General features: G+C 44.3%; 24 protein-coding genes and 1 tRNA gene. 12 read left to right on the top strand and 13 right to left on the bottom strand.

Features of this window, described 5'->3' with window-relative positions; translation table 11 throughout:
- Nucleotides 1–227: 227 nt before the first annotated feature.
- The 7 genes from ABIL00_04130 to ABIL00_04100 form a co-directional block, all read right to left on the bottom strand.
- Nucleotides 228–434 (bottom strand): hypothetical protein, encoded by a 207-nt coding sequence (locus ABIL00_04130; protein MEO0109948.1) that lies wholly within the window; start codon nucleotides 432–434, stop codon nucleotides 228–230.
- Between the two features lie 33 nt (nucleotides 435–467).
- Nucleotides 468–665, bottom strand: coding sequence for a zinc ribbon domain-containing protein (locus ABIL00_04125; GenBank protein MEO0109947.1), 198 nt, complete (start codon nucleotides 663–665; stop codon nucleotides 468–470).
- The gene (locus ABIL00_04120) at nucleotides 638–1,516 is read right to left on the bottom strand and encodes a glycine--tRNA ligase subunit alpha (protein MEO0109946.1); all 879 of its coding nucleotides are present in this window, start codon (nucleotides 1,514–1,516) and stop codon (nucleotides 638–640) included. The genes ABIL00_04125 and ABIL00_04120 overlap by 28 nt, the downstream gene beginning before the upstream one ends.
- 41 nt (nucleotides 1,517–1,557) lie before the next feature.
- The gene (locus ABIL00_04115) at nucleotides 1,558–3,819 is read right to left on the bottom strand and encodes a heavy metal translocating P-type ATPase (protein MEO0109945.1); all 2,262 of its coding nucleotides are present in this window, start codon (nucleotides 3,817–3,819) and stop codon (nucleotides 1,558–1,560) included.
- Nucleotides 3,820–3,859: 40 nt separating this feature from the next.
- Nucleotides 3,860–4,405 carry an HD domain-containing protein gene (locus tag ABIL00_04110; protein MEO0109944.1) on the bottom strand — a complete coding sequence of 182 codons (546 nt, stop codon included), beginning with the start codon at nucleotides 4,403–4,405 and terminating at the stop codon, nucleotides 3,860–3,862.
- Nucleotides 4,392–4,568 (bottom strand): hypothetical protein, encoded by a 177-nt coding sequence (locus ABIL00_04105; protein ID MEO0109943.1) that lies wholly within the window; start codon nucleotides 4,566–4,568, stop codon nucleotides 4,392–4,394. The genes ABIL00_04110 and ABIL00_04105 overlap by 14 nt, the downstream gene beginning before the upstream one ends.
- A 210-nt stretch (nucleotides 4,569–4,778) precedes the next feature.
- Nucleotides 4,779–5,894, bottom strand: coding sequence for a hypothetical protein (locus ABIL00_04100; protein MEO0109942.1), 1,116 nt, complete (start codon nucleotides 5,892–5,894; stop codon nucleotides 4,779–4,781).
- A gap of 82 nt (nucleotides 5,895–5,976) precedes the next feature.
- Here ABIL00_04100 and ABIL00_04095 point away from each other — a divergent pair, with 82 nt between their 5' ends.
- The gene (locus ABIL00_04095) at nucleotides 5,977–8,202 is read left to right on the top strand and encodes a hypothetical protein (protein ID MEO0109941.1); all 2,226 of its coding nucleotides are present in this window, start codon (nucleotides 5,977–5,979) and stop codon (nucleotides 8,200–8,202) included.
- On the opposite strand, the gene ABIL00_04090 is transcribed toward ABIL00_04095, so the two are convergent.
- The 3 genes from ABIL00_04090 to ABIL00_04080 are packed head-to-tail and all read right to left on the bottom strand — an operon-like array spanning nucleotide 8,162 to nucleotide 9,862.
- A complete protein-coding gene (locus ABIL00_04090) occupies nucleotides 8,162–8,773 on the bottom strand; it encodes a sulfite exporter TauE/SafE family protein (protein MEO0109940.1) in 612 nt (203 codons plus the stop codon). The two genes, ABIL00_04095 and ABIL00_04090, sit on opposite strands and share 41 nt — an antisense overlap.
- Nucleotides 8,773–9,378 (bottom strand): hypothetical protein, encoded by a 606-nt coding sequence (locus tag ABIL00_04085; GenBank protein MEO0109939.1) that lies wholly within the window; start codon nucleotides 9,376–9,378, stop codon nucleotides 8,773–8,775. The genes ABIL00_04090 and ABIL00_04085 overlap by 1 nt, the downstream gene beginning before the upstream one ends.
- A gap of 13 nt (nucleotides 9,379–9,391) precedes the next feature.
- Nucleotides 9,392–9,862 carry a flavodoxin gene (locus ABIL00_04080; protein MEO0109938.1) on the bottom strand — a complete coding sequence of 157 codons (471 nt, stop codon included), beginning with the start codon at nucleotides 9,860–9,862 and terminating at the stop codon, nucleotides 9,392–9,394.
- A 715-nt stretch (nucleotides 9,863–10,577) separates the two neighbouring features.
- Between ABIL00_04080 and ABIL00_04075 the strand changes: the two genes are divergently transcribed.
- The 9 genes from ABIL00_04075 to rimI all read left to right on the top strand — a co-directional run bounded on the left by ABIL00_04075 (nucleotide 10,578) and on the right by rimI (nucleotide 20,331).
- Entirely contained in the window at nucleotides 10,578–12,836 is a 2,259-nt protein-coding gene (locus ABIL00_04075) for a hypothetical protein (protein ID MEO0109937.1), read from the top strand.
- Nucleotides 12,829–13,335, top strand: a complete 507-nt coding sequence (locus ABIL00_04070; GenBank protein MEO0109936.1) for a T9SS type A sorting domain-containing protein — start codon at nucleotides 12,829–12,831, stop codon at nucleotides 13,333–13,335. The genes ABIL00_04075 and ABIL00_04070 overlap by 8 nt, the downstream gene beginning before the upstream one ends.
- Nucleotides 13,336–13,488: 153 nt before the next feature.
- Complete coding sequence (gene lysS, locus ABIL00_04065) at nucleotides 13,489–15,123, top strand: lysine--tRNA ligase (protein MEO0109935.1); 1,635 nt, start codon at nucleotides 13,489–13,491, stop codon at nucleotides 15,121–15,123.
- Complete coding sequence (locus ABIL00_04060; protein MEO0109934.1) at nucleotides 15,117–16,310, top strand: ABC transporter permease; 1,194 nt, start codon at nucleotides 15,117–15,119, stop codon at nucleotides 16,308–16,310. Before lysS ends, ABIL00_04060 begins: the two co-directional genes overlap by 7 nt.
- Nucleotides 16,303–16,989: an ABC transporter ATP-binding protein gene (locus ABIL00_04055; protein ID MEO0109933.1), complete on the top strand. Its 687-nt coding sequence runs from the start codon at nucleotides 16,303–16,305 to the stop codon at nucleotides 16,987–16,989. Before ABIL00_04060 ends, ABIL00_04055 begins: the two co-directional genes overlap by 8 nt.
- Nucleotides 16,976–17,464, top strand: a complete 489-nt coding sequence (locus ABIL00_04050) for a UvrB/UvrC motif-containing protein (GenBank protein MEO0109932.1) — start codon at nucleotides 16,976–16,978, stop codon at nucleotides 17,462–17,464. Before ABIL00_04055 ends, ABIL00_04050 begins: the two co-directional genes overlap by 14 nt.
- A complete protein-coding gene (locus ABIL00_04045; GenBank protein ID MEO0109931.1) occupies nucleotides 17,457–18,518 on the top strand; it encodes a protein arginine kinase in 1,062 nt (353 codons plus the stop codon). Before ABIL00_04050 ends, ABIL00_04045 begins: the two co-directional genes overlap by 8 nt.
- Nucleotides 18,508–19,881, top strand: a complete 1,374-nt coding sequence (selA, locus tag ABIL00_04040; GenBank protein MEO0109930.1) for an L-seryl-tRNA(Sec) selenium transferase — start codon at nucleotides 18,508–18,510, stop codon at nucleotides 19,879–19,881. The genes ABIL00_04045 and selA overlap by 11 nt, the downstream gene beginning before the upstream one ends.
- A 9-nt stretch (nucleotides 19,882–19,890) precedes the next feature.
- Nucleotides 19,891–20,331: a ribosomal protein S18-alanine N-acetyltransferase gene (rimI, locus tag ABIL00_04035; GenBank protein MEO0109929.1), complete on the top strand. Its 441-nt coding sequence runs from the start codon at nucleotides 19,891–19,893 to the stop codon at nucleotides 20,329–20,331.
- On the opposite strand, the gene ABIL00_04030 is transcribed toward rimI, so the two are convergent.
- Nucleotides 20,328–20,837, bottom strand: a complete 510-nt coding sequence (locus ABIL00_04030) for a nitroreductase family protein (GenBank protein ID MEO0109928.1) — start codon at nucleotides 20,835–20,837, stop codon at nucleotides 20,328–20,330. The two genes, rimI and ABIL00_04030, sit on opposite strands and share 4 nt — an antisense overlap.
- Nucleotides 20,838–20,847: 10 nt before the next feature.
- Nucleotides 20,848–20,920: transfer RNA gene (locus ABIL00_04025), tRNA-Arg, on the bottom strand.
- A gap of 110 nt (nucleotides 20,921–21,030) precedes the next feature.
- Here ABIL00_04025 and ABIL00_04020 point away from each other — a divergent pair.
- Together ABIL00_04020 and ABIL00_04015 are read left to right on the top strand one after the other, a co-directional pair.
- Nucleotides 21,031–22,149 (top strand): CapA family protein, encoded by a 1,119-nt coding sequence (locus tag ABIL00_04020; protein MEO0109927.1) that lies wholly within the window; start codon nucleotides 21,031–21,033, stop codon nucleotides 22,147–22,149.
- Nucleotides 22,150–22,159: 10 nt separating this feature from the next.
- On the top strand, nucleotides 22,160–22,669 hold the full coding sequence (locus tag ABIL00_04015) for a nitroreductase family protein (protein MEO0109926.1): 510 nt from the start codon (nucleotides 22,160–22,162) through the stop codon (nucleotides 22,667–22,669).
- A 321-nt stretch (nucleotides 22,670–22,990) separates the two neighbouring features.
- Here the strand turns inward: ABIL00_04015 and ABIL00_04010 are convergent, their stop codons facing one another.
- On the bottom strand, nucleotides 22,991–23,119 hold the full coding sequence (locus ABIL00_04010; protein MEO0109925.1) for a hypothetical protein: 129 nt from the start codon (nucleotides 23,117–23,119) through the stop codon (nucleotides 22,991–22,993).
- Nucleotides 23,120–23,207 lie beyond the last annotated feature (88 nt).

Raw genomic sequence — 23,207 nt, 5'->3', positions numbered from 1 at the left:
CGAGCAACTCTGTTTAAGACACCTAAATATTGACCATAATTTTTAAATAACCCTTTATAATCAAAGGGAGCGTTAAAATAAGGTGGCGATGTTAACACTAAATGAACACTTTCATCAGGAATTTCTTGCATGCTCATACAATTTCCAATTATCAACTTATGATGGGTCATATTACACCTGTTTCATATCTCGGCCATCACCTAAAAATACCTGTGTTTTTATTTCTTTCATTCTATCTCCTTAGCCTCAAAAGCCTCATTTACTTTACACTCAATATCCTCTATTTCAAAACTGAACTTTTTTCTATCTTTATCCAGGGAAATATCTTGAATATCCCCCGTAAATGACTCCGTATATTCTTTCGCTTCATTTCCGTTTTCGGCTTTTATTTTAACAACATACGATTTTGTTAAAATGACCTCAAATCTTTTCATAGATCACCTTCTTTTTTGAATTCAGTGATAATCTTACTCCCCAAAACCTTCCAAGTCTCCAAACTCTTCGGTTTTGCTCTCGGTCTTGATGTTGATCCGGCTGAATATCCTTTGGATATTCTCACTCTGACAAGCAGGACAAGAAACTTTCAGTTTGTCGTATTCGGAAATTGTCGCGTAAATCTCAAACTTCTTTTTACAATTTAAGCATCTATATTCGTAGAGTGGCATCTTACCTTCTCCAAATATTTTGTGGCGGTGAGTTTTGCCAACCGCCTAATCCGAGCGATATAATTTGTCCTTTCCGAAACGGAAATTGCTCCCCGGGCCTCTAATAAATTAAAGAGATGGGAGAGTTTAATGACGCAATCGTATCCCGGATAGACAAGATTCTTTGCCAATAACCTCTCCCCTTCCTTTTCGTAACCATCAAAGGTCTTTAAGAGAAAAGGAATATCCGCCTCTTCTAAGTTATAGACGGAAAACTCCTCTTCGTTCTGCCGATAGACATCGCCCCAGGTATAATCTTTATCCCATTTAATATCAAAGATAGAATCAACCTTCTGGATGAACATCGCAATCCTTTCTAAGCCATAGGTCAATTCCACCGGGATAACTTTTAAGTCAACTCCACCCATCTGTTGAAAGTAGGTGAATTGGGTTATCTCAATCCCGTTTAACTCTACCTGCCAACCAAGACCCCAAGCACCAATCGTTGGCGATTCCCAATCGTCTTCAATGAATCTTATGTCGTTATCCTTTAAGGAGACCCCAATCGCCTCCAAACTTTTCAGATAAATCTCTTGGATATTATCCGGCACCGGTTTTAATATGACCTGCATCTGCCAGAACTGTTGCACCCGCAAAGGATTTTGGGCATAACGACCATCCCTCGGTCTCTTTGACGGTTCAACATAACAGACCCGCCAGGGCTTATCATCTAAGACGCGCAAAAATGTTGCCGGATTAAAAGTTCCTGCCCCAACTTCGGAGTTATAAGGGGAGAAGATTAAACAACCCCTCTTCTGCCAAAAGTCATAAAGGGTAAGGATGATCTCTTGAAAAGTCTTTACCTTTTTCATAACAACTTATTTTAATGCTCTCCTTCTCAAAGTCAATCCTCTCATACCTTTACCCATCGCAACCGAGCAGAATTTGTCACCACCGATAAGGAACTTAAAGCCATCGCCGCCGCAGCAACGATTGGATTGAGTAGTCCAAAGGCGGCAATCGGCACCGCAAAGGTGTTATAGATAAATGCCCAAAAGAGATTCTCTTTTATCTTCCCCATCGTCTTTTTGCTCAATCTTATCGCTTTCACCACATCCCGCAAGTCATCCTTCACCAAAATAATTCCGCCTGCCTCTTTTGCCACATCCGAACCGCTACCAATTGCGATACCAATATCCGCTTGTGCCAGTGCCGGGGCATCGTTTATCCCATCGCCAACCATCGCCACCACTTTACCTGCATTTTGTAAGTCGCTAATTACTTTCGCCTTATCCTTGGGCAAGACATTGGCAATAATTTTTCCGATACCAACCTGAGAGGCAATCGCCTGCGCGGTCCGCTCATTGTCACCAGTTAAAAGAAAAATTTCTAATCCTTCTCTTCGCAAATCATCTATCGCCTCTTTGGCAAATTCTTTTAATGTATCCGCCACCGCCACTAAACCGACAATCTCCTTTTCCTTTGCCAAAATCATAACCGTATTTCCTTTCTCTTCTAAATCGGAGATTATCTTCTCTTTCTCACCGAGCGCAATTCCCATCTCCGCCATTAATTTCCGGTTGCCAGCCAGAATCTCTTTACCATTTAAAAAAACCTTAACCCCATAGCCGGGGATTGCTTCAAAACCTTCTGCTTCGGGAATCTCAATCCCTTCTTGTTTTGCCTTCTTAATGACTGCCTGAGCCAAAGGATGCTCTGAGCCCTTTTCCGCAATTGCCGCCATTTTTAATATCTCTCTGGTAGAAACCTGATTGAAAGAGACAATCTCTTTCACCTCCGGTTCCCCTTTGGTCAAAGTTCCGGTCTTATCAAAGACAATTGTCTTTAACTTCTCTGCCTTTTCCAAGTATTCTGCCCCTCTAATCAGAATCCCCATCTCCGCTCCCTTGCCAACTCCCACCAGCAAAGCGGCTGGGGTAGCAATACCCAAGGCACAGGGACAGGCAATAATTAAGACCGCCACGAACGATAAAAGCGCAGTCGTAGAATTTCCTTTAAGGAGCCAGATAAGAGCCGAAAGAAAGGCGATACCAATCACCGCCGGGACGAAATAAGAAGCAACCTTATCCGCCAATCTCTGAATGGGTGCTGTAGTGCCTTGCGCCTCTTCTACCATCTTAATGATCTGGGCGAGAGTTGTTTCCGAACCGACCCTGGTTGCCCGAAACTTAAATGTGCCAAACTTATTGAGTGTCCCCCCAATCACCTCATCCCCCACACCCTTCTCCACCGGCATACTTTCTCCGGTCAAAATCTTCTCATCAATCGTTGAATTGCCTTCAATAATTATCCCATCGGTCGGTATCTTCTCCCCGGGTTTCACCACGACAATTTCATCAACCATAACCGATTCCGCTGGTATCTCAATTTCCCTTCCTTCCCTGATCACCCGGGCGGTCTGCGGTTTCAAATCAAGCAACTTTCGGATGGCTAAAGAACTCCTCTTCTTAATTATCTCTTCCATATATCTTCCCAAAAGGACAAAGGCAATAATGATTGCCGCCACTTCAAAATAGAGATTCTTTTCCTTTACCGGTAAGACTTTTGGGAAGAGAACAATCAGGGCACTGTAAAGATAGGCGGTTGATGTGCCGAGGGCGATAAGAAGGTCCATATTGGCAACCCGCTTTTTAATTCCCTGATAGGCACCAAGAAAAAATCCCCTGCCCCCAAAGATAATAATCGGTGTGGTGATAATAAATAGCCAGATCCCACCATTGAACCAAGGGAGAGATTTAATCGGCACCCAAGTGAGGACTGTTGCTCCAGCCGCCAGTCCCAAAAAGAAAAGCGCCCGAAGGATTGCTAAAGCCACCACCCCGGTCAAGGCGATACTCACCCGGGTTCGCATCGCCTTCATCTCTTTCTCCGGGGATAGAAATGTCCGGAGGCAATTCTCCGAGCAGAAGTAATAGGTCCGGCCACCAATCTCTTTCTTGATTGATCTCTCTTTGGGGATAACCATTCCGCAGATTGGGTCTTTTGCCCGCTCCCCAACCGGCGATTCCTTCTTAATAAAAGATGAGGGATTTTCAATAAAAGCCTCCCTACAACATTCCGAGCAGAAGTAATAGGTGACTCCCTGATAGACCAACTTTACCTTTGCCTCCTTATCTTCAATTCTCATCCCGCAGACCGGGTCAGTAACTTTCATTTTTCAATAATTAAAAATTGCCTCCTAAAAGAGACTTATCTCATAAACCCAAATCAGCCGCAATCTCTTGCATCGCCTTAAGACAAATCTCTACAAAATCCTCTAAGGAGATTCCCATCCCCTCACAACTTTTAATCTGTTCCCGATTCGCGCCTGCGGCAAACTTCTTCTCTTTGAAACGTCTTAAAACAAAGTCCTTATCAACACTATTCAATTTCTTATCCGGATGCATCAAGGCACTGGCGACAATCAAACCGGTTAAAGGGTCAACCGCATACAGAGCCTTTTCTAATAGGGACTCGGTTGGTTTATGGCAATTGTGCGCCAAAATGGCAGAAAGTATCCCTTCTTCTATCCCCTTTTCTTTTAACCACTCAACCGTTTTTAGACCGTGGACTTCGGGGGTCTTGGCGGTCTCATCATAGTCTAAATCGTGAAGCAAACCACAGAGCCCCCATCTTTCTTCATCCTCACCGAAGTATTTTGCCAATTTCCGCATACAGGCTTCGGTCGCCAGCATATGCTTCCTTAAATTCTCATTCTTCACCTTCTCTCGCACCAGATTTAACGCCTCATTCCTCTCCATAACTCTCCTCCTTCAACTCTCTTCTTAACTTCGCCTTCTCTTGGGCACGCCGATACTTCTCCTTCTTAACCACCCTTGTCGGCCGGTGGGTTCTTTTTTGGGTAAAGGCTTTAATAATATTTATCTTTGGTATCCGAAAGCCCAGATTTTTTCCTCTCGCCATTATCTATTATAGATAAGTTAAGAAGTTATGTCAAATGCTCATTCACTTGGCTATAATGTCAAATCAGAAAAAGAAGTGGCGCCACTCTTTCTCAAATAAGGCCTCTAAAAAGGTCAGTTCGTTCTAAAAGGCAAGTGCGATGAGGATATCATAAGGTCAAATACCGAACCAGCAACTTATATCCTCTAAAACCGTTCGGGCTCATCTTGACTATGACCCTTTAAGTTCCACCACCAACTCCATATTTTTTGTCTGGGGAAAGAAGTCAAAAAAGGCGAGGGATTTTATCTGGAAGTTAGTTAGTTTTTCTAAATCTTTTACCAATTGCTTAAAGTGGCAAGAGACATAGATTAGTAATTCGGGCTTCATCCCGTTTAAGTAGCGGAGCGCCTTGGGATGGATACCCGCCCGGGGTGGATCGGCAATTACAAAGAGGGGTTTTTCCAAGGATAGTTTTCTTATCTCTCTATCTTCCAATAATACCGGTTGGATTTGCTCTATCTTATTTAGGGCACAATTTCTTTCTACTAAATTTAAGGAGCCTGGATGGTTGTCAATAACAATTACCGACCGGAACCTTTCCCGATTCATAATCCCAAAAACCCCCACCCCGCCGTAGAGGTCAAGAAGGTGGGCATATTTTGTCTCGTACCTTTCTAAAATCTCCGCCACGTATTGGTGCAGTCTGGGTATCAGTTCATCATTTACCTGGAAAAACCCCTGGCTGTGAAAATAAAACTCCTTCCCGTTAATTTTAGTTAATAGAAGGTCCGTCCCTTTAATGAGGCGATATTTATCCCCGATGCTCACATCGGTATTAGGAGGCACTTCAACAATTAAGATATTTTCCGCTGAGGTGAAAGAGGCAAAATCCTCAACCATCTTTCTCGCCCTTTCTTTCTCCTTACTATCTTGATTAATTACGAAAGAAATACTGGAAGTGAAAACACTTCGGATGACCGCGTAGCGAAAGGTTCCCGTGTGGTTTCGCACATCAAAGGGGTCAGCGTCCCTAAAAAATTCCCGCACCTCCCTTAAAAGTTGATTAATCCTCTCTTTGGCGATAAGACAATATTCCACATCAACAAATTTATCCCAGCGCCCTTTCCGCCGGAAGCCAATCCCTCCGGGAAAGAAGGCAAAGTCCATCCGGTTGCGGTAGTGAAAAGGAGAGGAAGGGAAAATTCTCACTTCTTGCCCGGGAAAAAACTCCCTGATCATTCTCATCTTTCTTGCTAACTGCTCTTTGTAATCTATATCTTGATAATCACAACCCCCACAGTTTCGGTAGTAAGGGCAGATCCTCTCTTCTCGGATGACTGACATTACTGATTATATAAATCCCCAGCCAAAAATCAAGAAATCGCCTCCCAATTTGACTTTTCCTCCCCCTTTTTTAGAATAGCCTATGTTCCCCTTCTATATTCTCCTTCTGGGATTATCGGGCATCACCGCCCAAATCCTTCTCCTCCGTTCAATCTTAACTACCGCCCAGGGAAACGAAATGGCGGTTGGTCTCATTTTGGGTATCTGGGTAATTGGGGAAAGTCTCGGCTCTTTCTCTTTAAGCAAAACCTTAAAGGATAACCCTCTCCCCTCTTTCTTTCTCACGAATCTTCTTTTCGCCTCACTCTTTCCCCTAACCCTCTTCCTCTTATTTTTTTCCCGAAAAATCTTTGGGCTTACATTTGGGGAGATTCTAATCCTCCCCCACCTCTTCCTCCTTTCCCTCTTTACCGTTCTCCCTTTAAGTCTCCTTCACGGCGCCCTCTTCCCCATCACGACCCAAATCCTTGCCGCAAAGGAAGAGAGGGAAGCAGTTGCGCCAATTGGCAAGACCTACATCTTAGAGAATGGAGGCACAATCCTGGGTGGTATTTTCCTCTATTTTCTGCTCCTTCCCCATCTCACCCCCTTTCGGATTGCCTTTCTCTTATCCGCCCTAAACTTCTTCATCCTTTTTCTCTTAAAGCCAAAACATTCCCAATTATTTCTCCTCCCTTTCTCCCTCTTTACCTCTCTCTTTTTCTTAGAACCAAAATTGCGCCCCACGATTCTTTCCTTCTGGTGGCAAGGGGAGAAAATTACCCATTACGAAAATACCAAATACGGCAATATTACCATCACCAAAAAGGAAGGGGAATACACCCTATTCTATGATGGCTTTCCCATCTCCACCGTTCCCAATCCCGAGATTACCTTTATTGAAGAAATAGCCCATTTCTCCCTTCTTGCCCATCCCCAACCAAAAACCTGCCTCCTCATCGGTCAAGGGATTGGCGGCTTAATAAGAGAAATATTAAAACATCCGATTACCAGTGTGGACTATCTGGAATTAGACCCAAAAATAATTACTGCCTATAAAAACTTAAACCTCCCACTCACTCGGGAGGAATTATTTGACCCCCGCGTTAATCTCTTTTATCAGGATGGTCGGAAGTTTTTAACATCCTCCCCATCTAAAAGATACGACCTAATCATCATCAACCAACTCCTCCCTTTAACCCTAAATTTCAATCGCTACTTTACCAAAGAGTTTTATTGGGAGTGTCGGAAAAAATTGAAGGCAGATGGCCTTTTAGTTACCATCTCCCCTTCTTCCCTCAGTTATATTAGCGAACCCTTGCGCGATTTAATTTTAACCCATTACCAAACCTTAAAGAGTTGCTTTCCCTATCTCTATTTAATCTTTGGTGATATCAATATCTACATCGCCTCTCCTAAAGAACAAGGACTTAATCCGGATACCTTCCAAACCCGTCTTCTTAAAAGAAATTTATCCACCAAGGTCTTCTCTCGTGAATACTTAAAGACGCGCCTCGCCCCCCATTATTACCAAAAATTAGAAGAAATCTTATCTGACACTTGCCAAGTCAAAGCGATAAATCAAGACCTAAAACCAAAAGGCTTCTTAAAGAGTTTAATCTATTTGACCAACCTCTCTTCCCCAAAATTGCCTAAAATCTATCAAAGAATGGAAAATACCCCATTTACCCCTTATCTTCTTTTCCCTCTCTTCTTTTTCCTTTTCGCCCTTCTTTCTACCTTACACCAGAAGAGGAGATTTATCCCCTTCATCCTCTTTGCCACCGGCTTCTGGGGGATGATGGAGAGCATTCTTCTGATTAACCTCTTCCAAATGCGTTTCGGTTATCTCTTTAATCGGGTAACCCTCCTCTTCACCTCCTTCCTTTTCGGCTCAACGATGGGCGGTTTCTTTTCCCTTCGCCTCCTTACCAATCAAAGGCCGGAAAAGATGAAGAGATACCTCTTATTAGTTAACGAGTTATTCATCCTCCTCCTCTCCTTTCTGATTCTCACCCTGACCGAATTACCGCTGACCCAAATTGGTGGCGAAATCCTCATCTTTGCCGCCGCTTTCCTTTCCGGTTTATTTTTGGGCTTCCAGTTTCCTTTGGCTAATTCCCTTTGCCTCTCCTCCCAAAGTAAACTTGGAGAAAGTGTTGGACTTCTCTTCGCCGCCGATTTAACCGGTGGAGCCTTTTCTGCCTTTTTCGGTTCCCTCCTTTTCATCCCCATCTTCGGCATCATTTGTGCTCAGAGTTTTGTTCTCGTTCTTAAACTTTTTAGTCTTATCTTGGTAGTCCTCTCAATAATAACTGAAAACCGATAAGGAAAAAGAGAATTAAAGAAAGAAAAGGGGAAATTTGAAGCCACTTCTCATTCCGAATCCGATAAAGAAGGGGTTGGGAGAAAAAGAGAATTGCGAGGGGAAGAATCATCTCACCCAAGGCAAAGGCTAAACCCATATATCCGGCATTGAGAAAAGTCTTCCCTTCCAGCATAAGATAAGTTAAGACCGCTAAGGTGGGAGGACAGGGCAAAAGACCAAAGAGTATTCCCAAGATTATTGAGAAAAAATAACGGTTCTCCCATTGGAATCTTTTCGGATAAAAGAAATGGCCCTTGCCAAAGAATGACCAGAAGCCAAGGAAGAAGAGAAAAAGTCCAGCGATAATTGAAATTAAGCCCCGATTAGGGACCAAAAATCGGAAAAGGAAATTACCAAAAGAAAATACTAAAAGGGAAAGGGCAACAAAGGCGAAAAGACGAAAAAGAAGAAAAAAAAGGGAAAAATACTTGGGCTGGGTAAAAATGAGAGGAAAAATTAGAGGAGCGCACAGAAAGAGGCAGGGTCCAAAAGAAGTAATAAGACCGAAAAGAAAGAGTTGGAGATAGTCCATTACTTTATCTTCACCATAATTTTTAATTCCTGCTTTTTGGGGAACTTTTTTTTATTGAGATAATAACCACTCCTTCCCGATTGGCGAATGAACAACTTCTCAAAAATCTCCTTCTCTTTATCAAAGATTGGACACCTTTCACAATCCGCATAAATCCCTTCCAAGGCGAAGTGATCAAAATTTGGCGAACCCAAAAAGATAAAATCTCCGAGATTTAATTTATCATCGGTAAGCACCAAACTCTCCGCTGGGATATCTTCAATGAATAAGTCAACCTTCCTCCCCCCTGTTCTCTGCCAGAGCGAATCCCAGAGATAGAAATCAAGGCTGGCAAAGGCAACTTGAAAATCTTTGAGTCTTAAAGAAGAAACGATCGCCGAATTATTCTTTAGCCACTTATAACCTTCAAGATAAATCAGATGTTGCACCCAGCCCGTATCCTTCTGCAAAAAACCGGAAAAGATTATCTCCCGGTTTAAGGAATCAACCACCAGATTAAAATTCTTCTTGGCTGTTTTACTTTTCTTTAAGGAGAAGAGGAGAGAAAGAAGAAAGAAAATAATCAAAAGAAAAGGGAAGATCATCCGCCACCGAAAAATCTTCATCAGCGATAATCTTTTATCCTTTCAGCCCCGCTACGAAGTTTTCTATTTTGGGAAGGAACTCTCCGGTGAGAACCTCTTTCTCCCTTAGGGAGAGGAGGGCAACCGGTCTTTTCCCAGAAAGTTGCGCCATCTTCTCCAAAACCCCTTTGCCTCCGGAACCGCCATAAGTGACAAAAAAGGCGACATCTTTCAGTCGGTCTTTATTCTGCACGATATAGGTCCGGATTGGGGTGGCGATATTGAAAAACCAGACCGGTGTGCCGATTATCACCAAATCGTATTCTTTTGGGTCTTTCTTTATCTCTTTCAGGACAGTCAATTTTTCCCGAGCCGCATCCCAACCGGAAACCAGATAGCCCAAAAAACCTTCCCGCTTTTTCGTATCAAAAATCTCTTCCATCTCACATCCCAATTGGTTAGCGATCGCTTCTGCCACCTTCCTTGTGTTTCCGGTTCGGGAATAGAAGACAACCAATATCCGCATTACCTATTCTACCAAAATAGTGGGCAGTGTCAATATCCCTTTTATAACAGCCAATCTCACAAGGGCATAAAAATAAACCTTTCCGCAATAAAAAAATTATCTGATGAGATAACTTTTTATTAAGCGAAAAATTGCCTTATCTCTTTCATTTTCAATAACTTAAATCCATTTTACTTAAAAGATAGGGGTCAGTTCCCCCTACGGCATCCCTAGGGGGTAAGAAGGGGCATTTTTTTCCTTACTTTTTCCCCTACTTTCCCCAGGGCTTATCCTCCTAATCCCTTCCCCGATTCCTCTCATAGTTTCCTCCCCAATGCCTTCTGGGAAGAAAGGTTTCTTCTTCTCTCTAATTTAGAGACCGGTTGCTCGTCTCCTTTCCTCTTCCGTTAAAGGTCTCGTAAGGAGGATAGAATGGTTGGGAGAAATTGCCTTGACAAATTTTTTAAATCTTTTACAATTCAAGATTAAATGGTGCAAGGCATTTACTATTTTAGAGAGTCGGGAAGGTCATCCAAAAACCTTGGCTTACTACGAGTTCGGGTAACCCATTTACTCTCTCCACCAATTCATCCCACCTAAATCAACCCAGTCCTTATTACCCGAAATCGTAGTCCTTCCCGACTCTTTTTAATTTCCCTGCGCTCGGAAAGTGAAATTCACTATTGACAAAAGGAATTTCTCTTTATATAATAGTTATGAAAATACGGAGGTGTCTATGTTTAAGTATCTCCCCCTATTTTTATCTCTTCTTGCCTTTGGTTCAAAAGATATTATTCTTCCGAACGAAAAACCGATAAATACCCAACTCCCTGAGACCGACCAAATCTCTATTCCCCTTCTCTTAAACTATCAAGGTAAAATTACCGATAATATAGGTAATCCCGTTCGGGATTCTTCCTATTCGGTAACCTTTCGCCTATTTAATGTCCCTTCGGGGGGAACTGCTTTCTGGAATGAAACCCAAATAATTCAAACCCGAGCCGGTCTCTTCCATACCCTTTTGGGAAGTGTCAACCCAATTCCTTCTTTACCCCTTGATGGCAACTTATATTTAGAGATGCAGGTCAATCCCAATCCGGCAATGACGCCAAGAGTCAGAATTACAAGTTCCGCCTATTCTTATATTGCAAGAAGGTCGGATAGTACAAATTACTTAAATCAGATGGGCGCTTCTACGGGTCAGGTCTTAAAATGGAACGGAACAACTTGGGCACCAGGAAATGATGAAGTTGGTGGTGATAATGCCTGGGTGCGGGGAACACCAGATTCGGTCCTTTATACAATAAGGCAATTGGGTATTGCCCGGGGTGGCTCTAACAATATGCTTTACGGCTCTTACCGCTATACCCATACAAACCTTGGTTTTGCTTGCACCACTGGGACCAATGGTCAGCACTATTCTTATTGTACGGTTGCCGGGGGTTATCGGAATATGGGAAGCGGCGCCTTCGCGACAATCGCCGGTGGTTCTTCTAATAAAGCAAGTGGTGAAGCATCAACGATTGGTGGCGGTGTGGCAAATGTGGCAAGCGATTTTTCCGCTACCGTCTCTGGTGGCTATCTCAATATCGCCAATGGTGAATATGCTACAATTGGCGGTGGCTATCAAGATACCGTAAATTCCGCTTATGGTTTTATTGGCGGAGGAGGGTCAAATACCATAGCGGCTGCTTCTCATCATTCCACGATTGGTGGTGGTGAAGAAAATAGAATATCTGCCATCTATTCCACGATTGGTGGTGGTTATTACAACTCCATAAGTGGCAATTACTCCACAGTTGGAGGCGGTCTTCTTAACACCGCCTCCGGTATTCATTCTACGGTCGGTGGTGGCTACAGAGATTCAGCGATAGGTAATTTTTCCGGAGTTTTTTCCGGTCGGCAAAATTCTGCTGGGGATGATGCAAACGATTCTTTTGCAGTGATTGTTGGTGGATGGGGGAATTCTGTGAATAACAAATTCTCTTTCATCGGTGGCGGACGCAGTAACCGGATAAGTGGCTACTACGCTGTTATCGGTGGCGGGAGTGGAAATTTGGCTTATAACTTTGCTACAGTCTCTGGGGGCTTTGGTGATACCGCAATGGGTGAATACTCAACAATTGGCGGTGGTTCGGGTAATAAAACAGTAGGGAATCTTAGTACGATCGGTGGTGGATACCGAAACTCCACAAGTCTTAGTGGTTCTACTGTTGCTGGAGGTTTGGAAAATAGCGCCGCCAACGCCTGTGCTTCAATTGGTGGTGGTAGTAATAACTTAGCAGATGCCTACGCCACAGTGCCGGGTGGTTATGCAGATACCGCTCTGGCCTTCTATAGTTTTGCTACCGGCAATCGCTCAGTTGTGCTAACCACTTATAGTAACTCCGCTGCCTTTAATGGCCAGGCCGCAACCGCCTCCAATCAACTTCGCTGCGGCACACTTTCCAAAGCCGGTGGAAGTTTTACCATTGACCATCCCCTTGACCCATACAATAAGATTTTAAACCACTACTTCATTGAAGGACCGGAGATGCTCAATATCTATCGGGGCAGTGTTGTCCTTGATGCCTCAGGCAAAGCGGAGGTGAGACTGCCTGATTACTTCTCCGCCCTGAACCGAAATCCACACATCCAGTTGACCGGTGTTGGCTCTTCTGATGTCTATGTTGCCGAAGATATTAAAGGCAATACTTTTGTCATTGGCGGTAAGCCGGGAACAAAAGTCTACTGGCTTGTAACCGGTGAACGGCAGGATGTCTCAGCCGAGGCAATAAGAAGGTTAATGCCCGTTGAGCAACCAAAGACCGGTGAACTTAAAGGAAGGATGCTTGATGATGACTTCCTTGTTGGCTGTATGGAGCAACTAGAGCGGGAAGGAAAGGCAAGTGGCATTGATTTCCGAACCACAGAAGGGAGAAAGAGATACGAAGATATGAAAAGGAGACCCGAAGAGATAGAAAAGGGGATTGAAAGAAGGAGGAAAGGTGAATAGGTTAGCAATTATCTCATTCTGCATCTTTTCCTTAATTTATGCCCAATACGAATGCGATTGGAACTTGGTAAGTTCTGGTGGCACAAGGATCAGTATCGGTAACCTCTCTGCCCAGGTCTCAATCTCCCAGACCGCAGTCGGCATTATCCAAAGCACCAATCAAGTTGCTCAGATTGGTTTCTGGGTGATTGATACCGCCCTCGTTGGCATGAAAGAAATCTCTACCCAAAAACTTCCCTTAAAGACCGAACTTTTCCCGATAAGACCAAACCCTTTCTCTAAGAATACCCTAATCTCTTATTCCTTATCAAGGGAAGGTGATGTTTTAATCTCAATCTACAATACCTGTGGAGAACTGGTAAGAAATCTCTCCTTTTCCAAAATGAAACCAGGAATATATTCCTTTACCTTCTCCGGAGAGAAACTGAGAAGGGGAGTCTACTTCTTACACTTCTCTTCTGGCGGATACAAGGCAGTGAAGAAACTCGTCCTCTTCTAACGGTAGAATCTAATCCCTTCTCTGGGTTAGAAATAGAATAAATAGGGAAATCTATTTCTAAAAAGGGGAGGTCTATTTTTATAAGTAAGGAAATAATCAAGGCTTAATCAGGAATTGACAACCGAAAACCTTGGGGTATATTAATAGAATATTATGACAGAAGAGAGTGCCCGCTACGAGAAATTGGCGAAGATTCGGGGTATGAATCTTAACCCCTTTCCCTATGCCTACACCCGCACCCATACCACTCAGCAGATTAAAGAAAATTTTGAGCAATTGGCAGGAAGGGACGAGGTTAAAGTTGCGGGACGGATAATGACCCGCCGCGACCACGGCAAGACCTCTTTCTGTCACATCCGCGATGGCAGCGGAGATATCCAAATTTATTTCCGCCAGGATGTGCTGAAAGAGAGATACGAAATCCTTTCCCTCTTAGACCTGGGAGACTTTATCGGTGTCAGCGGTGAGGTCTTCAAGACCAAGACCGGGGAGATTACCGTTCTGGTAAAAGACCTTTCCCTATTAGCCAAATCCCTCCGTCCTTTACCGGAAAAGTGGCACGGCTTAAAAGATATTGAGAAACGCTACCGGCTCCGCTATTTAGACCTCATCACCAATCCGGAAGCGAAAGAAATTATCATCAAGAGGATGGAGATCATAAATCTCATCCGGAACTTCCTCTTAGAGAAAGGTTTTGTGGAAGTGGAGACTCCCATCCTCCAACCAATCTATGGTGGTGCCTTCGCCCAACCCTTTAAGACCTATTACTCCGCCTTAGAACAGGAGATGTTTTTACGAATTTCCGATGAACTCTACCTCAAAAGGCTAATTATTGGTGGTTTAGAAAAGGTATTTGAGATTGGCAAGGACTTCCGCAACGAAGGAATTGACCGCTTCCATAGTCCCGAATTCACGCAAGTGGAAATCTATGAGGCTTATAAGGATTATAAGGACTTTATGGTGATGACTGAAGAACTCTTTCGCTACTTAGCAAAAGAACTGACCGGAGGTTATAAAATTTATTACCCATCGGAAAAGAAGATTGAGTCAATTCTCCAATCCCAAGGGGTGAAGGGAGAGGAGAGGGAAGATTATTTCAACTTCGCCTGGGAGGTAGCTAAACTCCTAACCAAGAAGAAAGAAGAAGGGATCTCTTCCTTGGTGGCAAAGAAAGGGGAGAAACTTTCCCCAAATCTCTTAGAGGAGATTCTCTCCGCGGTAAAAGAGATGGCGATTGATTTCCTCCCTCCTTTTCAGAGAATCCCTTTTATCCCCGCCCTGGCAAAAAAATTAGGCAAAGACCCTCTTTCCCTCTCCCTGGGCGAATTGATAAAATGCGCTAAGGATTTAGGCTTGGAAGTTGGCGAGAGACCAACCAAAGCCAAACTCTTAGATAAACTCTTCTCCTCTCTCGTCCAACCGGAACTGATCCAACCAACCTTTGTTTATGACCATCCAAGAATTACCACCCCTCTGGCAAAGGTCCATCGGGAAAATCCGGATTTGGTGGAGCGCTTTGAACCAATCGTCTGCGGTATGGAACTGGGCAATGCCTTCTCCGAAGAGAATGACCCAATCCGGGAAAGGGAACGTTTCTTAGAACTTATCGCCCAAAAAGAAGAGTATTGCGTCTTAGATGAGGATTTCCTCTCCGCCTTAGAATACGGAATGCCGCCCACCGCGGGTTTGGGTTTAGGGATTGACCGGATCGTAATGCTTTTTACCACCTCCGCCACCATTCGGGATGTAATCCCCTTCCCCCAATTGCGGGAGAAAGAGAGATGTTAGAACTATTTCTCGCCCGACGCTACCTCAAAGCAAAAAAGGGGGTATCTCTAATCGCCATCCTGGGGATTGCGGTCGGGGTCGCAGCAATTACCGTCGTCCTCTCGGTAATCAACGGTTTCCATCAGGAGTTAAAGAAAAGAATCCTTGGTGCCACCCCCCACATCGTCATCACCCGCTACCGCTACGAACCAATGACAAACTTCTCGGAAATTGAAGAAAAGATTAAAACCCTCCCCGAGGTTTTACATACCGCCCCTTTTCTTTATGCCAAGACATTAATCAAATCAAATGCCGCCTCGGATGGGGTAGTCCTAAGAGGGATTTTGCCCGAGGCGGAAAGAAAAATTACCGAAATTGATAAGTCAATCGTCAGTGGCCATTTTGACTTTTCAGAAAATGGCGTGGTCCTGGGGATTGAGTTAGCCAATAACCTCGGGGTGAAGGTTGGTGATAAATTGACTTTGGTCTCCCCTACCCACCGCATCAAAACCCCATTGGGAGAATTACCGGTCGCCCGCGAGTATAAGGTGAATGGCATCTTTGACTGCGGGATGTATGACTACAATGCCTCCTTCGTTTACCTCTCCCTTGATGATATGCAGGAGTTCTTAAACCTCAAAGACCAGGTCTCTGGGATTGAAGTGAAGGTTGGGGATATCTATAAGGCAAGGTCAATCGGAGAAAAGATTAAAGCCAATTTAGGTTCTGGTTTCCAATCTCTTGACTGGATAACCCTCAATAAAAACCTCTTTACCGCCCTCCGCTTGGAAAAGATTGTCACCTTTATCGTTCTCACCTTAATCGTCCTCGTCGCCGGTTTTAATATCATCGCCATCTTAACCCTGATGGTCATCCGGAAGACAAAGGAGATCGGTATCTTAAAGGCGATGGGGGTTAAAACCTCCCGCATCACAAAGACCTTTATTCTTTTTGGTTCCCTCTTAGGTACGATTGGCTCAACCTTGGGAGTGATTTTGGGATTTATCGTCTCCTTCCTTCTCTCCCGCTACCAATTCATTCGCCTGCCGGGTGATGTCTATTTCATAAAGCGCCTCCCCACCCTCCTCCAAACCTCCGACTTCCTTATCACCTTCTGCCTCTCCTTAGCAATTGCCATCCTAGCGACAATCTACCCCGCAAGGAAGGCAGCAAAACTCATCCCCACCGAGGCATTGAGGTATGAATAGAACGCTGATTGAAGGGATAGGTATTAAGAAATCCTTTCCTCTAAGATCGGGGGCTTTGGAGGTGATTAAAGGGATCAACCTCTCCATTCCGGAGGGGGCGATAGTGGGGATCTTCGGACCTTCGGGTTCGGGAAAATCAACCCTCCTTTATATCCTTTCCGGTCTTGACCGACCGACCGCCGGTGAGGTCCTCTTTGCCGGGCAAAAAATCTCCACCCTTTCCGAAGAGGAACTTTTCCTCTTCCGCAACCAGAAAATCGGCTTCCTCTTCCAATTCCATTACCTTTTACCGGAATTCACCGCCTTAGAGAATGTGATGCTCCCCCTCCTCATCAAAAACGGTAAAATCCCCGAAATAAAAGAGAAGGCGGCGCGTATCCTTTCCGAAGTGGGAATTGCCGAAAGGATGCACCATAAACCAGAAGAACTCTCCGGGGGCGAAAAGCAGAAGGTGGCACTCGCTCGGGCTTTAATCACCGAACCCCTCTGCCTCTTTTTAGATGAGCCTACCGGCAATCTTGACCAGGAAAGTAGTGAAAACCTCCTATCCCTTCTTAAGCAATTGAACCAAAAGAAGAAGACCACGATGCTTCTGGTGAGCCATAACGAGCGGGTGAAAGAGATTGTGGATACCGTTTATTATTTAAGAGACGGGAGGCTTTTTAATGAAAAAGTGTGATCTCTGTCAGAAAAGGCCTGCGGTTCATAAGGTAAGCCGTATTGATGAGCATGGCCAAATGGTGGAACTGAACCTCTGCGAGAAGTGTGCCCAGGCAAAAGGGATTATCAGTCCGAAGGAATTGAAAACCCTCCTCCAGATTCTGGCGGAATTGAAGAAGAAGATCATAGAGGAGGATACCCGACTCGTCTGCCCGAAATGCCAAATGACCTTTGCCAATTTTAAGTCCTTAGGAAAGTTGGGTTGCGAAGAATGCTATACCGCCTTCAAGGAGAAACTCCTCCCCATCATCCAAGAACTCCACCACAGCACCCGCCATATCGGAAAAAAGCCGAAGGAGAGAAAGGAAATTAAAAACCGCTTCCTCATTGAAAAACTCCGCCAGGAACTGAAAGAGGCGATTGCCCAAGAAGATTACGAAAGAGCCGCTAACATTCGTGATGCCTTAAAGCGCTACGAAACGAAAGATGAGTAAAGAGATAATTCCCGAAGGTAATCCGATTGGGAAATGGCTTTTACCCGAAGGACCAAGATCGGAGATAGTCATCTCTTCCCGCATCCGCCTGGCAAGGAATATTAAAGGGATACCATTCCTCACCCGGGCGGAAAAGCGGGAAAAAGAGAAGGTATTAGAGATGGTGAAGGAGGCGCTTGAGAAGAAGGGCCTCCTCAAAGAAGGTCATTTCCTAAGGGAAAAGGAACTCTCCCCCTTAAAATTGAACTTCCTCAAAGAACGCCATCTCATCCCCTCCGATTTTGCTCACTCCCGCCTGGAGAGGGGAATCTATGTGAAGAGTGACGAGACGGAAAGTATTCTGGTCAACGAAGAAGATCACCTCCGGTTACAATCCCTAACCTCGGGAATGGATTTATACACCGCCTACCAGAAGATAGAAAAATTGGATAACCTCTTAGCCGAAGTTATTCCCTTCGCCTTCTCTCCGGAACTTGGCTTTTTAACCGCCTGCCCCACCAATGTCGGAACCGGAATGAGGGCTTCCTTCTTTATCCACCTCCCGGGATTAGTGATCACCAAGGAGATGGAAAAGGTCTTGCGCAGCCTCTTAGAACTCGGTTTCACCGTCCGCGGGATTTATGGGGAAGGTACGGAGACCAAGGGCAATCTTTTCCAAATCTCCAATCAGATTACCCTCGGTCTCTCTGAAGAAGAGATCTTAGAGAAGGTGACAAAGATTGGGGAGCAGATCTTAGATTACGAGATGAAGGCGCGGGAATTTTTATTAAAGAATTTCCGCGCAGCGCTGGAAGATAAAATCTTCCGTTCTTATGCCATCTTGAAGAATAGTCGCCTCCTCAACTCCGAAGAGGCGACCAATCTCCTCCTCTTAGTTCGGCTCGGCATTAACCTAAATCTCATTAAAGATGTTGACCTGAAAAAGATTAACACCCTTTTAATCCTCACCCGACCCGCTAACCTCCAAATCTATTATAATCAGGAGATGGACGAAAAGGAACGGGATGAGAAGAGAGCCGCTTTGGTCCGGCTCTATCTGGGTAATGGCCAATAAAGAAGAACTTTTAAGAAAAATACCTTCGGTGGCGAAAATCCTTGAAACCGAAGGGGTGAAAGAACTTTTAACCCAATCCCCAAAAGAGTTGATCCTCTTCCTTTTGAGGGGGGAGTTAGAAAATCTGCGCCGGGGGATAGAGGAAGGGAAGGTGCAGGAAATCTCACTGGAAAAGATCTTGTCCAATGTGAAGAAGAATGCCTCCCCTTCCTTGCGGCGGGCGATTCAGGGTTTAGGAGTGATCTTACATACCGGTCTCGGGCGGGCACCAATCCCTAAGGTTGCCCAAAATGCCTTAATGGCAGTGACCGAGAACTTCTGTAATTTGGAGATTGACGAGAAGGGAAGGAGGGGCTCGCGCTACCGGCACATTGAGAAACTATTACAAATCCTCACCGGTGCTGAAAGTGGGATGATCGTCAATAATAATGCCGGAGCGACCCTTCTGGTCTTAAATACCCTGGCGAAAGGGAGAGAAGTGATTGTTTCAAGGGGAGAATTGATTGAAATCGGTGGTGCCTTCCGGCTTCCGGATGTGATGGCGCAGAGCGGCGCCAAATTGGTGGAAGTGGGAACCACCAACCGCACCCATCTCCGGGACTATCGGGAGGCGATTAATCCCAATACCGCCTTAATCTTAAAGGTGCATAAAAGTAACTACGAAATTATCGGCTTCACCAAGGAAGTGGCATTGAAAGAACTAATCTCATTGGGTAAAGAGTTTAATCTTCCGGTAATTCACGATTTGGGAAGTGGTGCCTTGATTGACCTTTCCCGATACGGTCTGCCCAAAGAGCCGGTAGTCAAAGAAAGCATCAAAGAAGGAGCCGACCTCTGCCTCTTCTCCGGCGATAAACTTTTAGGTGGTCCCCAAGCCGGGGTGATTGTGGGCAAAAAAGAACTGATTGACCGGATAAAGAAAAACCCATTAACCAGAGCCCTCCGTTGCGATAAGATGACCTTTGCCGTAATGGAGGCAACTTTAAGACTCTTCTTAGACGAAGAGAGATTAAAAAGGGAGCATCCGGTCTTAAACCTCTTGACCCAGAAGATAGAGGAGATTGAAAGGAAGGTAAAGGAGGTGAAGAGAGTATTAAAAAATTTACCCGGGGTGGAAAGCGAAATTATTGATACCTTTTCTCTGGTCGGTGGCGGTTCCTTGGCATTGGCAAAACTACCCAGCAAGGGGCTGGCGATTCGGCCCAAAAAATTTTCTGCGGAAAAATTAGCCGACCTCCTTCGCCAGGAACCAATACCCATCTTCGGTCGGATAGAAGATGAACGGTACATCTTAGACTTCCGAACGATCAGAAAGGATGAGGTAAAGATTGTTAAGGAGACCCTCCTCCGCATCCTCTCATAAGGAGAAAACATGCCTGAGATAGAGATCTGCCCGATGACCGAAAAGGATTTAGACGGGGTGTTAGAAATTGAAAAGGAAAACTTTAAGTTTCCCTGGAAGAGAGAGATCTTTCTTTCTGACCTCAACCGAAAATCCGCCTATTGCCTGGTGGCAAAGAAAAAAGGGTTGGTCTTGGGTTATATTATCATCTTACAAGCCTTAGACGAATTCCATCTGGCAAATATCTCTGTAAAAAAAGGTTATCAGCGTCAGGGGATTGGCAGCGCCCTAATGAACGAGATGTTAAAGATTGCCCAGGAGAATGGGATAAAGAGTATCTATCTGGAAGTGAGAAAGAGTAACCTTCCCGCTCAGAGATTTTATGAAAAGTTTGGCTTCACCTTCACCTATACCCGCAAGGGCTACTACGAAGACGGCGAAGACGCCTTAATCTATGAGAAGAAAATTTAAATATACCTTACAACCTCGGAAAAGGACTTCCGACCCCTCTCTTGTGGCAATTCCTTCGGATAGCCTAAGGGGGTAAAGGCGATGGGCTTTTCCCCTTCCTTTAAGTTTAAGATTTTCGCCACCTCCTTCTCATCATAGGCACCAATCCAACAGGTCCCCAAACCTTCCGCGGTCGCCGCTAAGATGATATGCTCTAAGGCGATGGCACAATCAACCGGATAAGATGCCCAATAACCACCCATCCTTCCCCAGGCTTCTTTTTCTAAGGCAACCACCCCAAGAAGGATTGGTGCCTCGGCAATAAATCTCTGATTTCTCATCGCCGGCACTAACCTCTCAATTATCTCTCTATCCCGAATCACTAAAAAACGCCATGGTTGTAAATTCTTAGCGGAAGGGGCAAGCCGACCCGCTTCTAAGATTCTATTAAGAACCTCCTCGGGGATTGGGTCTCGCTTATAAGAACGGACACTCCGCCTTCTTTTAATCACCTCATAAAATTCCATAAAAGAAAAAAGCGCCTGACGCGATTTGAACGCGCGACCTGCGGATCCGGAGTCCGCCGCTCTATCCACTGAGCTACAGGCGCATAAAGAATTATAAAAATAGTAAGGAAGAAAGTCAATACTTGATGAAAAAGTAATTGAGAAAATAAACCCTAAGGGATTGACAAGAACGCATCGGAAATTAGAATTGGGAATGAGAAAAGGAATTCTCTTTTTGGTAATCCTCCTCAGTGTCTTAACCTTCTCCCTCTTCCCCCGGCAAAAAACAAGAAAGGAGTTAAAAAAGGAAATAACAGTCACTATCGCTTCGGTCGGCGATATCTTCATCCACAAAAGTGTCTTAAATGCCTTCTTTGAAAAAAAGACCTACAACTTCTCCCCTGCCTTCTCTGAAATTAGCCCTTACTTGAAAGAAGTTGATTTAGCCACTGCCTGGTTTGGCGGCGCTTTGGATACAATTGGACCTTATACTGGTTATCCGTTATTCAAAACACCAGAAGATTTAGCCCGGACAATGAGAGAAGCCGGTTTTTCCCTTCTCTTCCGCACCAACCATACCTTAGACTACGGTGAGAAAGGTTTAAGAAAGACCGCCGAGATCTTAAAAGGATACGGCATCTCTCAAGTCGGTGCCTACACCTCCGAAGAGGAGAGTAAAGAGATATTTATCTTTGAGAAGGGCTCCTTAAAAATAGCATTTTTGAGTTATACCTATGGCACAAACGGTATCCCAATTCCCAAACCCTGGATGGTCAATCTCATTGATACCTTAAAAATTAAGGAAGATATTAAAAAGGCGAAAGAGAAATCGGATTTTGTCATTGTTGCCCTCCATTTTGGGATAGAATACCAGAGAAGACCAAATCAAGAACAGAAAAGAATTGTCCGCTTCGTTGCCGAAAGTGGTGCCGATTTAATCATCGGTTCCCATCCCCACGTCATCCAACCAGTAGAGTTATTAAATCTGCCCAACGGCAGAAAGGTCTATTGTGCCTATTCCTTAGGCAATTTTTTCTGTGGCCAGAGGATGCGTTTCACCGATACCGGAATTATTCTCAGATACAAAATCATTAAAGAGAAAGATAAGACCGAATTGAAAGAGATAAATTATCTGCCAGTTTGGATTGCCAAATACGAAGAGGATGGTAAATACCGATTCAAGATCTTGCCGTTAAAAAAAGCATTGAAACTTTATGAAGAAGGTAAGTTAGAGTATCTTAAAACTAAGGAATACAAAAGAATGAAGGAGGCATACGAAGAGACAGTAAGGCATATCAATAATTTAGAGATTGGCTTTCAAGAATTTGAATAGGAGGAAAATTATGGAAGCGATTGAATGTATCCTAACCCGAAGAAGTATCAGAAAGTATAAAAGAGAACCAATCCCCAAAGAGGTAATAAAAGAACTTTTAACCTGCGCGATGGCTGCGCCTTCTGCCCGCAACGAACAACCCTGGCACTTCATCGTTATCACCGACCGTTCACTTCTTGACCAAATCCCAAAAATACATCCCTATGCCCAGATGGTGAAAGAAGCACCCTTAGCCATTTTAGTTTGTGGGGATTTGCGCCTGGTTAATCACGAAGGCTATTTAGTTCAGGATTGTTCCGCTGCCACCCAGAACCTTCTTCTGGCCGCTCACGCCCAAGGTTTGGGTGCGGTCTGGCTCGGCGTCTATCCAAGGGAAGAGAGGATTAACCCCTTCCGCAAACTCTTCTCCCTTCCCGAAAATATCATCCCGGTCTCTTTGGTGGCAATTGGCTATCCCGCAGAGAGGAAGGAGAGAGAAGATCGCTATCAGGAATCAAGGGTCCATTATAACTTTTGGTAGAGAAAAAGGGGTCGTTTAAGCCGATATTTAGGCTCCCGTTTAAACTATCAATTGGGTTCCTCGTTAAATCACCAATTAGACCAAGGCTTAAACTTCCAATTAAGCCCTAAATTACCTTTACGATTATTCTTCTTATTACTCCTACTTTTATCCTTATTTTTAGCTCCTTAATGAGACCTGAAATTAGACCAATTATTAAACCCTTAATTAGACTTTCCATTAGATCCCCGATACCATCCCCTGTATGCTACACCCCTTTTTATAAAGATAAACCCCTCCTGTTTGATAAAAATCTCGTGATTAACGCCATTTCGTTAACTCCTAATTACCCGATAACCCCTCCTTAATCTCTCTTCTCATAAGGGTTGGGATGAGAACCCAATCACTTAGGAAACCCTTCTTATTTATAAGAACCAAAAAGGCAAAATCATTAATAATTAGTTTCTTCATAGCCCTCTATAATAAAAACGGAAATACCCCCCAATTTCTGACACTAAATTTCCCCTTTTTTATAAGTCTTTAACCGACAATAACTTTT

It is taken from the genome of candidate division WOR-3 bacterium (genome assembly GCA_039801905.1).
Taxonomy (GTDB): Bacteria; Hydrothermota; Tepidihabitantia; order Tepidihabitantales; family JBDRVQ01; genus JBDRVQ01.
Note: the sequence above shows the minus strand (reverse complement) of the source record. Positions and strands in the feature narration are given on the sequence as shown.

What these genes read in the sequence shown, in the direction of transcription:
- ABIL00_04130 (MEO0109948.1), bottom strand. Translation starts at nt 434, where the DNA reads ATGAAAAGATTTGAGGTCATTTTAACAAAATCGTATGTTGTTAAAATA.
- ABIL00_04125 (MEO0109947.1), bottom strand. Translation starts at nt 665, where the DNA reads ATGCCACTCTACGAATATAGATGCTTAAATTGTAAAAAGAAGTTTGAG.
- ABIL00_04120 (MEO0109946.1), bottom strand. Translation starts at nt 1,516, where the DNA reads ATGAAAAAGGTAAAGACTTTTCAAGAGATCATCCTTACCCTTTATGAC.
- ABIL00_04115 (MEO0109945.1), bottom strand. Translation starts at nt 3,819, where the DNA reads ATGAAAGTTACTGACCCGGTCTGCGGGATGAGAATTGAAGATAAGGAG.
- ABIL00_04110 (MEO0109944.1), bottom strand. Translation starts at nt 4,405, where the DNA reads ATGGAGAGGAATGAGGCGTTAAATCTGGTGCGAGAGAAGGTGAAGAAT.
- ABIL00_04105 (MEO0109943.1), bottom strand. Translation starts at nt 4,568, where the DNA reads ATGGCGAGAGGAAAAAATCTGGGCTTTCGGATACCAAAGATAAATATT.
- ABIL00_04100 (MEO0109942.1), bottom strand. Translation starts at nt 5,894, where the DNA reads ATGTCAGTCATCCGAGAAGAGAGGATCTGCCCTTACTACCGAAACTGT.
- ABIL00_04095 (MEO0109941.1), top strand. Translation starts at nt 5,977, where the DNA reads ATGTTCCCCTTCTATATTCTCCTTCTGGGATTATCGGGCATCACCGCC.
- ABIL00_04090 (MEO0109940.1), bottom strand. Translation starts at nt 8,773, where the DNA reads ATGGACTATCTCCAACTCTTTCTTTTCGGTCTTATTACTTCTTTTGGA.
- ABIL00_04085 (MEO0109939.1), bottom strand. Translation starts at nt 9,378, where the DNA reads ATGAAGATTTTTCGGTGGCGGATGATCTTCCCTTTTCTTTTGATTATT.
- ABIL00_04080 (MEO0109938.1), bottom strand. Translation starts at nt 9,862, where the DNA reads ATGCGGATATTGGTTGTCTTCTATTCCCGAACCGGAAACACAAGGAAG.
- ABIL00_04075 (MEO0109937.1), top strand. Translation starts at nt 10,578, where the DNA reads ATGTTTAAGTATCTCCCCCTATTTTTATCTCTTCTTGCCTTTGGTTCA.
- lysS (MEO0109935.1), top strand. Translation starts at nt 13,489, where the DNA reads ATGACAGAAGAGAGTGCCCGCTACGAGAAATTGGCGAAGATTCGGGGT.
- ABIL00_04060 (MEO0109934.1), top strand. Translation starts at nt 15,117, where the DNA reads ATGTTAGAACTATTTCTCGCCCGACGCTACCTCAAAGCAAAAAAGGGG.
- ABIL00_04055 (MEO0109933.1), top strand. Translation starts at nt 16,303, where the DNA reads ATGAATAGAACGCTGATTGAAGGGATAGGTATTAAGAAATCCTTTCCT.
- ABIL00_04050 (MEO0109932.1), top strand. Translation starts at nt 16,976, where the DNA reads ATGAAAAAGTGTGATCTCTGTCAGAAAAGGCCTGCGGTTCATAAGGTA.
- ABIL00_04045 (MEO0109931.1), top strand. Translation starts at nt 17,457, where the DNA reads ATGAGTAAAGAGATAATTCCCGAAGGTAATCCGATTGGGAAATGGCTT.
- selA (MEO0109930.1), top strand. Translation starts at nt 18,508, where the DNA reads ATGGCCAATAAAGAAGAACTTTTAAGAAAAATACCTTCGGTGGCGAAA.
- rimI (MEO0109929.1), top strand. Translation starts at nt 19,891, where the DNA reads ATGCCTGAGATAGAGATCTGCCCGATGACCGAAAAGGATTTAGACGGG.
- ABIL00_04030 (MEO0109928.1), bottom strand. Translation starts at nt 20,837, where the DNA reads ATGGAATTTTATGAGGTGATTAAAAGAAGGCGGAGTGTCCGTTCTTAT.
- ABIL00_04020 (MEO0109927.1), top strand. Translation starts at nt 21,031, where the DNA reads ATGAGAAAAGGAATTCTCTTTTTGGTAATCCTCCTCAGTGTCTTAACC.
- ABIL00_04015 (MEO0109926.1), top strand. Translation starts at nt 22,160, where the DNA reads ATGGAAGCGATTGAATGTATCCTAACCCGAAGAAGTATCAGAAAGTAT.
- ABIL00_04010 (MEO0109925.1), bottom strand. Translation starts at nt 23,119, where the DNA reads ATGAAGAAACTAATTATTAATGATTTTGCCTTTTTGGTTCTTATAAAT.